This window comes from Stenotrophomonas sp. 22LJNL06-5-1, assembly GCF_056861455.1.
On record NZ_JBSPUE010000011.1, the window covers coordinates 81541 to 96441 of the forward strand.

Genomic DNA, 14901 nt, shown 5'->3' on the forward strand with positions numbered 1-14901 from the left:
GTAGGTCCGGGCGATGACGGAATTGTTTACTTCGGCGGAAATAAACAATTAAACGCTGGCATCGGCGCCCAGCTGGTGGATCGGCAGCAGCGCTGCGCCCACCGATACTGCGGATCCTCCCAGCCGAGACACATGCACCTGCGGCAGGCGCAGGCTGTCCAGCGCACTGCTCCAGCGTGCAGGCTGCTTCAGGTGTTGCCCCAACGCTTCCAGTACCTGGCGGGGCAGTGAACCGGACAGGATCACGGCGCCCGGATCGAGCCAGGCGACGCCGGTATTGGCCGCTGCGCCCAGCTGGTTGCCCGCGCGTTCGGCCCAGGCGCTGATGATGCCGGCATGGGTGTCCAGGCAGGCCTCCAGCTCGAACAGCGAAGGAATTCCGGCGCCGGCCACGCGCAACGTGGCCAGCAGGTCGATGCCCGAAGGGCGCGGTGCGTCCATGCGGAACAGGCGACCGATGTCGCCGGCATTGCCGAATTCACCGCGCATCACATCACGCCGATGGATCACGCCGCCGCCCACGCCGTGGCCGACATACAGCAGCAGCGCCGAAGCGCAGTCGCGGATCAGCCCGCTGTCGTAGTACTCCGCCAGCGCCGCCAGGGTTGCATCGTTCTCCACCCAGACCGGAAAGCCAAAGTAGTCTTCGAAGAACTGGTCGTTGTCGATATCGCGCCAGCCATGCAGCCAGTCCACCGCGTGCCGACGTGCCGGACCGGTTTTGACCACGGGCCCCGGAACGGCCACACCCAGGCCCAGAAAACGCGCGCGCATCAGTCCGGTGCGGCTGGTGAGGCTGCGCAGGCGCTGGTCCACGCAATGGACGAAATCGTGGGGATCTGCGCTGTCGAACGCGGTGGCATCACGGGCGATGACCTGGCCGGCGAAATCCACCAGCGCGATCTCCAGCCAACCGGGATGCACCGTGGCACCGGCGGCATAGCCGCCCCGACCGGACAGCGCCAGTGGCACCGAGGGACGGCCGCGTTGGCCATCGCACAGTTGTCCTTGTTCCTCGATCACTTCCAGCATCAGCAGCTCACGCGCCAGGCGGGTCAACGCGCCGTTGTGCATGCCCAGCTGGTGGGCGATGGTGATGCGGGGAACCGCGCCCATCGTGCGCAACAGCCAGATGATGCGCTTGTGGTCCGCATCCAGCGCGATCAGCGGCTTGCGGCGCAGCCGCGATGTCGGGACCAGACTCACGGGCGCAGGCCCTCGGTGCGTGCTGCCGGGATGGGCCAGGCCAATGCGGCCAGCGAAAGCAGGCTGCCGATGGCGACCAGCGAGACCAGGGTGGCCGCGGTGCCCGGATCGCCCGCCTGTATACCGGGCAGCACTTCGCCCAGCAGCAACGAAGAGGCCGCGATGGATAGCTTCATGGTTCCGGTGAGCAGTGCAAAACAGCTGAGGTCATCGTCGCGTCCGCTATGGATGGCATGGCGACGGGCGATCAGCGCGGTGCGTCGCCACAGTACCAGGCCGACGCTGGCCACTGCCGTCCCGTGGATGGCGGCACATGCAATCGCTATGGGGGTGGAGGGGATGGCCAGGTACACGCCAACGGTGGCGACGGCCAGCACCGACATCAGCGCGAGCATCCCGGTCTCGCTGTGCAGCGTTGAACGCAGGCGCAGGCAGAGCCAGGGGGCAACCACCATGCCCGCCACCATCGCGAAGGTCAGTGCTGCCCCGTGTTCGGCGAAGGGGAAAAGACGCCCGGCCAGGCCAACCAGCGTCGTCTCCGCCGCTGCGGCCAGCAGAACAGGCAGCAGCGCCGGCAGGGGCAGGGCAACAGCAGCGGACGTCCTGGTTGCGGAGGGTCGTGGGGGCGTTGCCACGCAGGCCAGGGGAAGCGCAGCGGCCGCGATCAGCACGCCGATGATCATGCAGATCAGCAACGCGTCGCCACTACCCTGGGACGCAGGCGCACCGACCACGCCGAACAGCGCCGCGGCAATGCACAGCTTGGAAATGGGTACCACCACGGCGCGCGTGGAGACATAGCGCATGGCCTCGTCCTCGTCACGGGGCAGCAACGAAGTCAACGCGTTCTGCGCCACGTCGTAGACCGCATAGCAGCTACGGAACAGCAACGATGCGACCAGTAATGGCAGAAAGGCAGGTTCGGCCGCGTTGCCCGGGCTGAACAACAGGCAGGCGCTGGCGGCCGTGCCGAGCCCGCCGATGAGCTGCAGGCGCAGGGCCAGGCGCTGCTGGTTGCGCAGGCGGCTGAATACGGCGGCCAGCAGCAGATCGAGCAGGCTGCTGTAGGCCAGTGAAATGGCCAGCAGCTGGCCGGTGTGGGCCGCCGGCAGCCCCAGCCGGGCGTGCAGGTAGTAGCCCAGCACCAGATCCACGAACGACCAGACCAGGGTGCGGGCAAAGTGGCCGGCGGCATAGAGGTGCCGTGGCGAGGGCTGCGCGTTCAACGCCGTGTATTGGGGGGAAGAGCCGGAGATGCTGGATCGTTCTACTACCCCTGTGTGACATCGTCCTGACATGACGGGTGGTCAGGCATTCAGCGAGTGGCTTGCACCCCCTGCCGCAGGCGTGCAGCATTCGCCCTGCTGCCCCCACCACGCGTTACGCAGCGCTTTCTTCACTGGAACGGAGCAACGTATGAAACTGTTGTCCGCTGTGTTGTTGTCTGCGCTTTCGCTCTCCGCCGTTCCGGCGCTGGCAGTGGAAGCTTCGCCCTCACCGCTGCTGGGGCGCTGGTCGCTGGATATCGCCACGTCTGCGCTTCCCGAAGCGCAGCGCCCGAAGCACGTGGTGCTGGAGTTCAAGGACGCCGGTGCGGGGCGTTGGAGTTCACACGTGGACATCGTCCTGCACGACGGCAAGACCATGAAGTCCGACGGCACGCTGGCGCTGGACGGTACGCCGGGGGCCTTGTCCGGCACCTATGGCGCAGACAAGGCCAATTTGAAACTGCCGGCGCCAAACACCCTGGTGATGCAGCTGGTGGACCACGGTACGCCGGCCTCCACCCGCATCTATACCGTGGCGGCCGACCGTACGACGATGACCGAGACCAAGGCGTTCTACGGTCACGACGGTACGCCGATCCTGCAGACCAACCTGTTCAAGCGGATACCGTAGCGGCGCCGCCTGCGCCATGCCCACGGGAAGGGAATCCGCGGGCATGGCACCGGCAGCCTTACACCGCGGCCGGGTCGCGCTTGCCGGTGTCGATGCCGTACTTGTCGATGGCCTCCTGCATCCGCGCGCGCTCGATGCGGCCTTCGTCGGCCAGCGACTTCAGGGCTGCCAGCACGATGAAGTGGCGATCCACTTCGAAGAACGTGCGCAGCGACTCACGCGTGTCGGAACGGCCGAAGCCATCGGTGCCGAGTGCGGTGAAGCGACGGTCGTTGATGAAGGGACGGATCTGGTCGCCGACGATCTTCATGTAGTCGGTGGCCACCACCACCGGACCTTCATGGCCCTGCAGGCACTGCTGCACGTAGGGTACGCGCGGTTCCTCGGCCGGGTGCAGCAGATTCCAGCGTTCGGCGGCCAGGCCGTCGCGGCGCAGTTCGGTCAGGCTGGTGGCGCTCCACACATCGCTGGCGACGCCGAAGTCCTGCTGCAGCAGTTCTGCCGCGGCTTCCACTTCGCGCAGGATCGAGCCGCTGCCCATCAGCTGCACGCGTGGCTGCGAGGCAGCATCGGCGGCTGCTGGATGCAGCAGATACAGACCCTTCAGGATGCCCGCTTCCACGCCCTCTGGCAGTGCCGGCTGCGGGTAGTTTTCGTTGAGCACGGTGATGTAGTAGTAGATGTCTTCCTGGTCGACATACATGCGGCGCAGGCCGTCATGGATGATCACCGCCAGCTCGTAGTTGTAGGTCGGGTCGTAGGACACGCAGCTCGGAATCACCGACGACAGCACGTGGCTGTGGCCATCATCGTGCTGCAGGCCTTCGCCCATCAGCGTGGTGCGGCCCGACGTGGCACCGAGCAGGAAGCCGCGGGTACGCGCATCGGCAGCGGCCCAGGCCAGGTCACCGACGCGCTGCAGGCCGAACATCGAATAGAAGATGTAGAACGGAATCGTCGCCAGGCCGTGGTTGCTGTAGGCGGTGCCGGCGGCGATCCATGAACAGATCGCACCGGATTCGTTGATGCCTTCCTGCAGGATCTGGCCGTCCTTGGCTTCCTTGTAATAGCTCAGCTGGCCGGCATCCTGCGGGGTGTACAGCTGGCCCAGGTAGGAGTGGATGCCGATCTGGCGGAACAGGCCTTCCATGCCGAAGGTGCGCGATTCATCGGGCACGATCGGAATCACCAGCTTGCCCAGTTCCGGGTCTTTCAGCAGGCTGGTGAGGATGCGCACGAAGCCCATGGTGGTGGACTGGCCGCGATCGCCACTGCCCTGCAGCTGGGTGTTGAAGATGGACAGCGGCGGCAGCGGCAGCGGATCGACCTTGGCCAGGCGCGCCGGCAGCTGCCCACCCTGGATGCGGCGGCGTTCGGCGAAGTAGGCGGCCTCGGCGCTGCCCGGTTCCGGGCGCAGATAGGGCATTTCCTCCAGCTGGTCGTCGCTGACCGGCAGGTTGAAGCGGTCGCGGAAGGCGCGCACCGCATCGGCGCTCATCTTTTTCAGCTGGTGGTTGATGTTCTGGCCTTCGCCGGCTTCGCCCATGCCGAAACCCTTGACCGTCTTGGCCAGGATCACCGTCGGCCGGCCGCTGGTGTTCACCGCCTGCTGGTAGGCGGCATACACCTTCTGCGGATCATGGCCACCACGTGCCAGCGCCCAGATGTCGTCGTCGCTCATGTGCGCGACCAGCTCCAGCAGCTCCGGGTAGCGGCCGAAGAAATGCTCGCGCACGTAGGCGCCGCTCTGCGACTTGAAGGTCTGGTAGTCGCCGTCCACGCATTCCATCATGCGCTGGCGCAGCAGGCCGCTGTGGTCGCGGGCCAGCAGGTCGTCCCAGCCACTGCCCCAGATCAGCTTGATCACGTTCCAGCCGGCCGCGCGGAAGGTGCCTTCCAGTTCCTGGATGACCTTGGCGTTGCCGCGCACCGGACCGTCCAGGCGCTGCAGGTTGCAGTTGACCACGAACACGATGTTGTCCAGCCGCTCGCGGCCGGCCAGGGAAATTGCCGCCAGCGATTCGGGCTGGTCCATTTCGCCATCACCGAGGAAGGCCCAGACCTTGCGGCCCTGGTGTTCTTTCAGGCCGCGGTATTCCAGGTAACGCATGTAGCGCGCCTGGTAGGCGGCCGTCAGCGGGCCCAGCCCCATCGACACGGTGGGGAACTGCCAGAACTCCGGCATCAGGCGCGGGTGCGGATACGAGGACAGGCCTTCGCGGCCGGCTTCGCGGCGGAAGTTGTCCATCCGTGCCGGATCGATGCGGCCTTCCACGTATGCGCGGCCGTAGATGCCCGGCGCCGAATGGCCCTGGATGTAGATCATGTCGCCGTCGAAGGTGTCGGTGCGGCCACGGAAGAAGTGATCGAAGCCGACGTCGTACATCACCGCTGCCGACTGGTAGGTGGCAATGTGGCCGCCGACGTTGGAATGCTTGCCGGCACGCAGCACCATCACCATCGCGTTCCAGCGGATCATCGCGTTCAGGCGGCGCTCGATGGCCAGGTCACCCGGGTAGGCCGGCTGGCGCTCGGGCGGGATGGTGTTGACGTAGGCGGTCCAGGCACGGGTATGCAGGTCGCCGTGCTGCTGGGCGTCCAGATCGCTCAGCTGGTCGATCAGGTAGTGCGCGCGTGGCCGGCCGCCGGCCTGCATCACCGCCTCCAGCGATTCACGCCACTCCTGGGTTTCCAGTGGATCGGTATCGAAGGGAATGAGGGCTTGGTTCATGGCTGTCTCCAGAGGGCGCCGGTCGGACTTCTGCCTGGGCGACAACACCGGCAGGGCGCACAGCACTGGAGCGGGGTCGCAACGGCGGGGGCCGTGACGCGAAGGGCGACCGTGGCGGCCACCGAGAAGACAAGCGTAGGCCTGCCCCCCACGCTTCGGTAGGCGGGCGGGGCTTGGGTCTCTGGCAAGCAAGGGTTGGTGCCGCGCGCCGTATCATGGGCCGATGCGCTGGGCGCGGCCGCTGATCAGGCCGGGGACAGCCCAGGCAGGAACACCGGGATGATCGCCACGCCGACGCCCAGCAGGCACCAGGCGACGATGGGCAACCAGCGCGCCAGGCGTTGGGCGGGTTCCGGTGCACGACGGCCGCCGATCCACAGCAGCAGCGTGAGCACACCTAGCGCATGGGCGAGGACGACGATCACCGGATGCACATGGATGACCCGGCTGGGCGGCCACATCTGCTGCTGATAGGCGGTGGTGTGGGCGACCAGCAGCAGGAACAGCAGGCTGCTGAGGGTGTTGATGGCGGTGCGTGCGTTGATGGGAGCACTCCTTGTGCGGGCTGCCGGGACATTGCAGGGGCCGCATTCTAGCGGCTGCCTGCCGGTCGTTGAAACGCCACTGTCATCGATGGCGGTCACCCTGCGGGGCTTTCCAGCCTCGGGGTGGTTGGCCGGCCGTGAACAGCGTGAGGATCTGGGAGAAGAGCTACGCGTTGCGGCGTCGGCTGCTGCGCGGCTTCTTCCTGCGCCGCGGTTCGGCCAGCGAGGATGCCGAAGACCTGGCGCAGGAGGTCTACCTTCGCCTGCTGCGCAGCACCGGCGAGGATGCCGATGCGGTCGAGAACCCGGAAGCCTACCTGTTCACCGTGGCGGCCAACCTGGCGCGCGAGCATGCGCGCGCGCGGTCGTCGCTGCCGCCGCTGGAAGACGTCGACCTGCTGGCCGAAGTGCTGAAAAGCGAAGAAGACATCGAAGGTGAATTCGAGCGTGCGCAGCGCTGGAATGATATCCGCAGCACCATCGCACGACTGCCGGCGACCACGCGGCGGGTGATGGAGCTGCACTACCGCGACGGGCTGGACTGCCCGGGAATCAGCCAGCAGCTGCAGGTGTCGGTGCACATGGTGCGCAAGCATATCGGCAAGGGTCTGGAGGCCTGCAGGAAGGCGCTGGGCGCCAGGGAGCTCACATGAACCGGAATTCATTGCCCGTGGCCGACGACACGATCGCCTGCGAGGCCATGGACTGGTTCCTGCGCAATCGCGAGGGGGCGTTGGATGAGGCCGGGCGCCTCGCGTTCCTGGACTGGATGAAGCGCTCGCCGGAGCATGTGCGCGCCTACATGCGCGCCCTCGCGTTGCACCGGCAGGTCGGTGAGGCGCTGCAATCGCCGTTGGCTGACGAGGCGGCGGTTCCACCGCGGCAGGTCGCTGCCAAGGTGGTGCCGCTGTTCGGTAGCGTGCACGCGCCGCCGCGCACTGTGCCGCGTCGCGGTCGTGCGCGCCGGTGGGTGGCGGCTGCCGCAGCCTGTATCGCCCTGCTCGGCGTGGGCCTGGTTCCGCAGGTGGCGCCAACCGAGCAGCTTTACAGTGCCGGACAGGGTGAACTTCGCGACCTGGTGCTGCCCGACCAGACCCAGGTGCGGCTGAACGCGGACAGCCGCCTGCGGGTACGCATGGGCTGGTTCAGCCGCAAGGTGGAGCTGCTGCAGGGTGAGGCCACCTTCGACATCGCCCGCGACCGCCGTCCGTTCGAGGTGCAGGTGAACGGCCTGGAGATCCGAGACATCGGCACGGTGTTCGATGTATCGCGACGGCTGCAGAGCACGCGCATCGGCGTGGTCTCCGGCGAGGTGGAGGTATGGAGCCAGGGTGCGGACGCCCGGCGTCTTGCGCTGCTGGGCGAAGGCCGGGTGGTGCAGGTCGACGCGCGCAGCCATGTGGTCGAGTCACTGGATGTACCGTTGTCGATGCTGCTGGATTGGCAGCAGCGCAAGGTGTCCTTCCTGGATGAGCGGCTGGACGAGGTGGCCGCTGCCTTCAACCGGCACAACCAGGTGCAGGTGCGCGTGCTGGACGAAGGCGCGGCATCGGCACGGTTGTCGGGCAGTCTCGATGCGCATCGCATCGGTGCGCTGCAGGCCTTCCTCGAACGCGACCCGCGTTTCGTGGTGAGGCGCGAAGGCGACACCGTGCGGGTTGGCAGTCGCTGAGGCCGGCGTGGCCGTGGACTGTCAGAAAAAATTCATCGAATCCGCGTTCTCCACTTCGGTGGATGCGGGCTCTTACTTGGGAGAAGCCGCTGCCGAGCGACGCAGCGGCGCCTGCTGCCTTCTCTCTTCCAAGGACCCGTGATGCGCAACACGCTCTACCTGTCGATCATCCTCGCCCTGTCTCCCTGCAGTGTGCCACTGGCCTTCGCCGCCACTGCCGATGGCCTTGAGGCCCGCGTTTCGGCGCCGATCGCGGCGCAGCCGTTGGCGCGTGCGCTGGAGCAGTTGTCGCGGAGTTCCGGCGTGCAGTTCCTGTATTCGGGCAGTGGAGACGTGCACATGGCCGGCGCGGTGCCGCGCGGTGCCACCGTCAAGCAGGCGCTGGACGCGCTGCTGGCAGGGACCGGCCTGGGCTACACCGTGGTCGATGGCAACGTCATCGCCATCGATCCGGCGCCTGCACGCAACGAACCGAAGCCGGCCGCGCCGAAGCCGCGTGAGGCCGAGGCGGTGGTGGCGCCGACCCTGGGCACGGTGAATGTGATTGCCGCGCACGAGGTGATCGATCAGAAGAAGACCTCACCGGTGATCAAGGATTCGGTGGTCTACGACGAGATGGACAGCTATGGCGACGAGACCCTGGCCGAGAGCCTGATGGCCGCTCCAGGCCTGAGTGCGGTGGAGGATGCCGGCGAGCCACGTTACGTGACCGTGCGCGGCGTGCAGGCCAACCTCAACTACACCACCATCGATGGCATCGCGATTGCCAGCGTGGGTGGCAGTGGCTCCGGCGAGCGCATGAACAACCTGCAGCTGATTCCCAGCGACATCGGCACCCGCACCGACATCTACAAGAGCTTCAGTGCGGAGCAGGCACCGGATGCGATCGGCGGCGTGATCGACATCATCAGCCGCAGTGCCTTCGACCGGTCCGGCAAGTACGTGTTTGCCGATGTGGCAGGCATCTATTCCACCGCCGAGACCAACGTCGAGCGCAGCGCAGGCGGCAACCACGAGACCCTGGGCCACTTCGGCAAGAGCGCCAAGATGGTGTTCTCCAACCAGTTCGGCGCCGACCAGGAGTTCGGCATCGTTGCGGTAGCACGCTATGAGCAGCGTTCGCGCAACAGCGTCAAGCGCTGGGTGGAGTCGAACTACTACTACAACGACGCCGGCAAATACCTCACCGACGGTACCACGGGTCCGGACGAGGCCAAGGGCTGGAACGGGCTGCGTGCGCCTGGCAACTTCAGCACCGGCACCTATACCAACTTCATCACCAACTTCGGTGGCTCCGCCAAGCTTGAGTGGAAGCCCTCGGATGATCCGTTCTACGCATCGCTGCTGCTGTACTCGTACCGGTTCTACGAGAACTCGACGATGAACAAGACTGATCTGTACGGCAACGCCAAGTTTCCGATCCGCAACCAGACCGATGACAGCGGCACGACCCAGATCAACAGCATCTACATCAAGAACCGCCACGACCGCTGGGACCGCAGCAACCGTGGCGCCATCGCCAGCTTCAACTGGGACATGGGCGACCGTTCGCGGCTGACCCTGCGTGGCGGCCATACCGAAGAGACCTTCCACAACAACCAGGTCTACTGGGGCGTGCGCGCCTACCCAAGCAATCTGTTCGTCGACTACGAGAACGACAGCCACGGGTTCCCCAACGCGGTGGCGGTTTCCGATTCCAGTCTGCTGACCAGCTCGGCGTTCAAGCTCAACCCCGCGCAGGCCTATGTCTCGCCGCGCGATGCCAAGGAGAGCATCGACAACCTGCGCGCCGACTTCAGCTACAACATCGACGCCGATGCGCGCGGCTTCGGCCTGGCCGCCGGTGCCGAGTACCGCCACCTGAAGATCTGGCAGGACATCGACTTCGACTACTACAAGAGCAGCGCCACGCTCAACGATTACCTGTACCCGGGTTCGACGCTGCTGGGCAGCGTGCCGGGCTTCCCGCTGATCGACAACCGCAAGTGGAACGAGGAGCTGGCGCCGACGCTGGGCAGCAACAACAAGGCCTATCCGAATGCCAACTTCACCAGTGACTACAAGTACGTGGAGGACATCACCAATGCCTATGTATCCGCGCACTACGCCTGGGACCGGCTGCTGCTGATCGGCGGCCTGCGCTACGACCACACCCGCTTCGATGCCTACAGCCCGTTCAGCGATGATGGCGGCACTACCTATACCTCCGCCTTCCGCAATACGAGTGGTGGCTACAACAACCTGCTGCCTTCGTTGAATGCGACGTTCAAGCTGAGCGAGGACCAGCGCCTGCGCTTCTCCGCCAGCCGCACGCTGGGCCGGCCGACGCCGAGCAACATCGCCCAGGCCACCAGCACCAGCTGTGGCGATGACGAGGAGGGCAGGGGCTTCTGCACCATCAAGCAGGGCAATGCCGACCTGCAGCCACGCCGTTCCACCAACATCGACCTGGCGTGGGACCTGTATTTCAACGGCAACAACGGCCTGGTCTCGGTGGCGCTGTTCGACAAGGTGATCAAGGACGACATCTACACCCTGACCACCTTCGAGAACGTGGGTGATACCCGCTACCGGGTGACCCAGCCGATGAACACCGATGAGTCCAAGCTGCGCGGTGTCGAGTTCGCGATGGCCAACCGCAACCTGCAGTGGGGCCGCCAGCGTTTCGACATGTACTTCAACGCCACGCGGCTGGAAGGCCAGACCAACTACCGCATCAGTGATGGCACCGAGCGCCGCCTGGACCGGCTGCTGTACCAGCCGGACTGGTCGCTCAACGGTTCGGTGATCTGGCGCATGCCGTGGAAGAGCGCGCAGCTGCGCCTGTCCGGCACCTACCGCAGCCGGATGCTGGTCGACTTCGGCGATACCCAGTGGCTGGATTCGTACTACGACCCGTACATGACCTTCAACATGGGCTTCAGCCACAAGGTCAGCAAGCACGTGACGCTGAAGTACGAAGCCAAGAACCTGTTCAACACCCAGCCGACCTACAGCACGGGCCCGAACGGGCGCTTCCGTACCGAGATCGACGACTACGGCCGCTTCTTCTACTTCCACATCATCTACAACTGAGGGCACAGCCGTGGATACGATCAATCGCAGGCGATTCCTGGGCCTGGCCGGTCTCTCTGCCGCCGGTGCCTGGATGGGCATGGCGGACGCGTTGGCCGCGCCGACCGATGCCACTACGCTGAACCCGCGCAACCTGCTGGCCAAGCCGCGCTTTGCCAGCACACCCTTCACCCTGGGCGTGGCCTCGGGCGATCCCTCGGCCGATGGCATGGTGCTGTGGACGCGCCTGGCGACCGAACCGCTGGTGTTCGGCGGTGGCATGCCGGCCCGGCCGATGCTGGTCGAATGGCAGCTGGCCGCGGACGAGGGCATGCGCAAGGTGGTACGCCAGGGTTCGGCGATGGCGCATCCCGAACTCGGCCACGCCGTGCACGTGGAGCTGGACGGGTTGGCGCCCGGACGGCCCTACTGGTACCGCTTCACCGTAGGCGGGCACGCCAGTGCGGTCGGTTGCACCCGCACGCTGCCCGCAGCCACGGCCGCAGTGGATCGCGTGCGTTTTGCGGTGGCAGGTTGCCAGCACTACGAAGAAGGCCACTACACCGCGTGGCAGCGCATCGCCGAGGAACCGCTCGATTTCGTCTTCCACTATGGCGATTACATCTACGAAGGCGAAAGCCAGCCGGGCCTGCGGAAGATGAACGGCCAGCCGTTCACCAACCTGCGCAACCACGTCGGCCCGCAGATCTACACGCTGGATGATTACCGCCGCCGCTATGCCCAGTACAAGAGCGATGCCGACCTGCAGGCTGCGCATGCGGCGGCACCGTGGTTCGTCACCTTTGACGACCATGAAGTGGACAACAACTGGGCCGGCGCCGAAGACCAGGACGATACGCCCAGCGAAGTGTTCCTGCTGCGACGCGCGCAGGCGTTCCAGGCCTACTACGAGAACATGCCGCTGCGCCGCTCGGCATTCCCGCGCGATGGCCACATGCAGATGTACCGGCGCGCACGCTACGGCACGCTGATGGACCTGCACCTGCTGGACACCCGCCAATACCGCAGCAAGCAGGTGAACATGGCGCTGCGTGAGGAGGTGGAATCGCCGGAGCGCAGCATTGTGGGGGCGAAGCAGGAGCGCTGGCTGTTCGACGGCCTGGCCGATGCCGCACCGCGCTGGCATACCATCGCCCACCAGGTAGCGCTGGGCAACTACATGCGCGAGAAGGACGGCGTGGTGCAGTCGTCCGACGACCAGTGGTCGGGCTATCTGGACAGCCGCCGGCGCCTGCTTGACCACATCCAGAAGGTGGGCTTCGGCAACGTGGTGACCGCCTGCGGCGACGCGCATCGCCACTATGCCAGCGATCTGGTGCAGGACCACCGTGACTCGGGTGTGGTCTCCAGCGAGTTCCTCGCCACGTCGATCACTTCCGGCGCCGATGGCCAGGGTGTGGACGCGTATGCCAGGAACCAGCTTGCGCACAGCCCCTATCTGAAGGCGACCACTGACAAGCGTGGCTACGTGCTGTGCGATGTCACCCCCGATGCGTGGATTGGCGACATGAAGACGCTGGATACCGTGATGCAGCCGAATGGCGCGGTGCAGAGCTGGAAGCGCTATGCGGTGGAGCACGGCCGGCCGGGGCTGCAGGAGGCCTGATCAGCCCAGCCCCCTTGTGGAGTCGAGCATGGCTCGACTCTACAGCGGCCGGGTTGCTCAATCGTGCTCGAACTGCAATGGCTCGCTGCCCATCGCCGGGTCACTGGTGCCAGGGCGCCCATCCTCGGCGCGGCCGGCCAGGCGCAGGGTACTGTCGCCTGCACCGATGTGCAGGTCGTACCAGCCTGCGGTGGGCGTTGCGTCCCACGCCAACGTGGTCTCCGCGCGTGCCGGGAGCGCCAGCGTCTGCTCCGGCATGTGCCCCGCATAGGCGCCAGCCTGCACACGCACCTGCTGTGCGCTGTCATCCAGGTTGCGCAGGTGCAGCCGCAGTTGGCCACCTGCGCGATCAATTGAAGCCTGCAGGGCAGGATCCTTGGCCGCCCCCTGGAAGTGGCGGTGGAAGCCGTTCGGGCCCAGCAACCACAGGTCATAGCGGCCCTGGGTATCCAGTGGCCAGCGCTCGCGCAGCGGCATGCCCGGCAGCAGCGTGTAGCGGCGTGGCACCGCATCCAGCCGCAGCCGGTCGTAGACATGCAGCACCGCCGCTGCACCTTCGCAGGCCAGCGCCAGATCCACGCCCGAGGCGTCCACCGCAGCGATCGACGCCTGCGGCCGATAGGGCAGGGCACGCGCCGGGCGCGCGCCGCTTTCCTGTCTCGCCGGCTTCAGTCCTTCGGGCAGCGCGGGCACGGTGCGCCCCGGCAAAGCAGCGGCGCGTGCGGCCACTGCGCTGACGTCGGGCAGGCCGCGAACGAATGGACGGGTATCGCGCTGGGCGAAGTCGAAGGCGTTGCTCAGGTCACCGCAGACCGCGCGGCGCCACGGCGAGATGTCCGGTGCCGCCACACCGAAGCGTCGTTCGATCAGCCGTATCACCGAGGTGTGGTCGTACACCTGCGAATCGACCCAGCCACCGCGGCTCCACGGCGAGATCACGTACAGCGGCACGCGCGGACCCAGCCCATACGGGCGGCCGCGCAGCTCGGCGGCATCGTACTTCTCGTCTCCCGGTGCCGGATGGCGGTGGTACTCGCCCTCGGTGCTGACCGAAGACGCACCCGCCCAGCCAGTGCCCACCGGTGAAGGAGGAGCCGGCGGTGGCATGTGGTCGAAGAAGCCGTCGTTCTCGTCGAACATCAGCAACAGCGCGGTGCGGCTCCAGACTTCCGGATCGGCAGTCAGCGCATCCAGCACGCGCGCGGTATAGGCCGCGCCCTGGGCCGGGCTCGACGGGCCGGGATGCTCACTGCCGGCTGCGTCAGCGATGATGAAACTGACCTGCGGCAGGCGCCCATCGATCACGTCCTGGCGCAGCTGCGCCAGGCCACGCGTGCTGACGCCGCGTGCGCGCAGTTGCGGATCATGCCCGGGTGCAGCGCTGTACGCCCGACGGAATGCCTCGAAACCGGCCAGCGGGTTGTCGGTGAAGTTGTCGGCCATGTCCTGGTAGATCTGCCAGGACACGCCGGCCTTCTGCAGGCGCTCGACATGGCTGATCCAGCGGTACGACGCCGGATGCCCGCCATGTTCGGGGAAGTTGTCATGCGAGTTGGCGATCACCGGGCCACCAGCACGCGCGTGTGCATCATTGTGGCCGGTCCACAGGAACACCCGGTTCGGGTTGGTGCCTGCCTGCATCGCGCAGTGGTAGGCGTCGCATAGGGTGAAGGCATCGGCCAGCGCGAACTGGAAGGGCAGGTCGCTGCGCTGGAAGTAACCCATCGAGTGGTTCTGCTTGGCCTTCGGCCAGTGCCCCATGCGCCCGTGGTCCCAGGCACGCTGGGCGTCCGGCCAGGTATGCGGCGTGCCTTCCACCCGCATGTAGCCAAAGTGCGCGGCGGTATCCAGTGGGAACGGTGCGATCGCCCGCGTGCCACTGGCATCGGGCTGCAGCCACAGGCTGCGCGCGCGGCCACCGGCCTGCAGCGCGGGGGCTGGGGCCACGAAGCGGTCGCCGAAACCACGTACCCCGGGCAGCGTTCCGAAGTAGTGGTCGAACGAGCGGTTTTCCTGCATGAACACCACGATGTGCTGCAGGTCTTCGAGGCTGCGCGTCTGCGCGGCGGGGGCGATCGCTGCGGCCCGGGCGATGCTGGGCAGCAGCGGGGAAAGGCCGGCGGCAACGCCGGCCTGCAACAACCGGCGTCGGCCGATATCGGTCACG

At 66.4% G+C, this 14901-nt stretch carries 10 protein-coding genes; 5 read left to right on the forward strand and 5 right to left on the reverse strand.

Annotation, left to right across the window (positions count from 1 at the left end):
- Nucleotides 1-48: 48 nt before the first annotated feature.
- On the reverse strand, nt 49-1206 hold the full coding sequence (locus AC13GF_RS19940) for an ROK family protein (RefSeq protein ID WP_483005751.1): 1158 nt from the start codon (nt 1204-1206) through the stop codon (nt 49-51).
- Nucleotides 1203-2432: an MFS transporter gene (locus AC13GF_RS19945; RefSeq protein WP_483005752.1), complete on the reverse strand. Its 1230-nt coding sequence runs from the start codon at nt 2430-2432 to the stop codon at nt 1203-1205. Before AC13GF_RS19945 ends, AC13GF_RS19940 begins: the two co-directional genes overlap by 4 nt.
- A 190-nt stretch (nt 2433-2622) precedes the next feature.
- Between AC13GF_RS19945 and AC13GF_RS19950 the strand changes: the two genes are divergently transcribed.
- Nucleotides 2623-3105 carry a LuxR family transcriptional regulator gene (locus AC13GF_RS19950; RefSeq protein WP_483005753.1) on the forward strand — a complete coding sequence of 161 codons (483 nt, stop codon included), beginning with the start codon at nt 2623-2625 and terminating at the stop codon, nt 3103-3105.
- 58 nt (nt 3106-3163) lie between these two features.
- On the opposite strand, the gene aceE is transcribed toward AC13GF_RS19950, so the two are convergent.
- Nucleotides 3164-5836 carry a pyruvate dehydrogenase (acetyl-transferring), homodimeric type gene (gene aceE / locus AC13GF_RS19955; protein WP_483005754.1) on the reverse strand — a complete coding sequence of 891 codons (2673 nt, stop codon included), beginning with the start codon at nt 5834-5836 and terminating at the stop codon, nt 3164-3166.
- A gap of 245 nt (nt 5837-6081) precedes the next feature.
- Nucleotides 6082-6480, reverse strand: a complete 399-nt coding sequence (locus AC13GF_RS19960) for a hypothetical protein (protein WP_483005755.1) — start codon at nt 6478-6480, stop codon at nt 6082-6084.
- 38 nt (nt 6481-6518) lie between these two features.
- Between AC13GF_RS19960 and AC13GF_RS19965 the strand changes: the two genes are divergently transcribed.
- The 4 genes from AC13GF_RS19965 to AC13GF_RS19980 all read left to right on the forward strand — a co-directional run bounded on the left by AC13GF_RS19965 (nt 6519) and on the right by AC13GF_RS19980 (nt 12734).
- Complete coding sequence (locus tag AC13GF_RS19965; protein ID WP_483005756.1) at nt 6519-7034, forward strand: RNA polymerase sigma factor; 516 nt, start codon at nt 6519-6521, stop codon at nt 7032-7034.
- On the forward strand, nt 7031-8053 hold the full coding sequence (locus AC13GF_RS19970) for a FecR family protein (protein ID WP_483005757.1): 1023 nt from the start codon (nt 7031-7033) through the stop codon (nt 8051-8053). The genes AC13GF_RS19965 and AC13GF_RS19970 overlap by 4 nt, the downstream gene beginning before the upstream one ends.
- Nucleotides 8054-8194: 141 nt before the next feature.
- Nucleotides 8195-11128 carry a TonB-dependent receptor gene (locus AC13GF_RS19975; protein ID WP_483005758.1) on the forward strand — a complete coding sequence of 978 codons (2934 nt, stop codon included), beginning with the start codon at nt 8195-8197 and terminating at the stop codon, nt 11126-11128.
- 10 nt (nt 11129-11138) lie between these two features.
- The gene (locus tag AC13GF_RS19980; RefSeq protein WP_483005759.1) at nt 11139-12734 is read left to right on the forward strand and encodes an alkaline phosphatase D family protein; all 1596 of its coding nucleotides are present in this window, start codon (nt 11139-11141) and stop codon (nt 12732-12734) included.
- A 57-nt stretch (nt 12735-12791) separates the two neighbouring features.
- On the opposite strand, the gene AC13GF_RS19985 is transcribed toward AC13GF_RS19980, so the two are convergent.
- On the reverse strand, nt 12792-14900 hold the full coding sequence (locus AC13GF_RS19985; protein WP_483005760.1) for a phosphocholine-specific phospholipase C: 2109 nt from the start codon (nt 14898-14900) through the stop codon (nt 12792-12794).
- Nucleotide 14901 lies beyond the last annotated feature (1 nt).

Coding starts and splice junctions, on each gene's coding strand:
- AC13GF_RS19970 (WP_483005757.1), top strand. CDS start 7,031: ATGAACCGGAATTCATTGCCCGTGGCCGACGACACGATCGCCTGCGAG.
- AC13GF_RS19975 (WP_483005758.1), top strand. CDS start 8,195: ATGCGCAACACGCTCTACCTGTCGATCATCCTCGCCCTGTCTCCCTGC.
- aceE (WP_483005754.1), bottom strand. CDS start 5,836: ATGAACCAAGCCCTCATTCCCTTCGATACCGATCCACTGGAAACCCAG.
- AC13GF_RS19950 (WP_483005753.1), top strand. CDS start 2,623: ATGAAACTGTTGTCCGCTGTGTTGTTGTCTGCGCTTTCGCTCTCCGCC.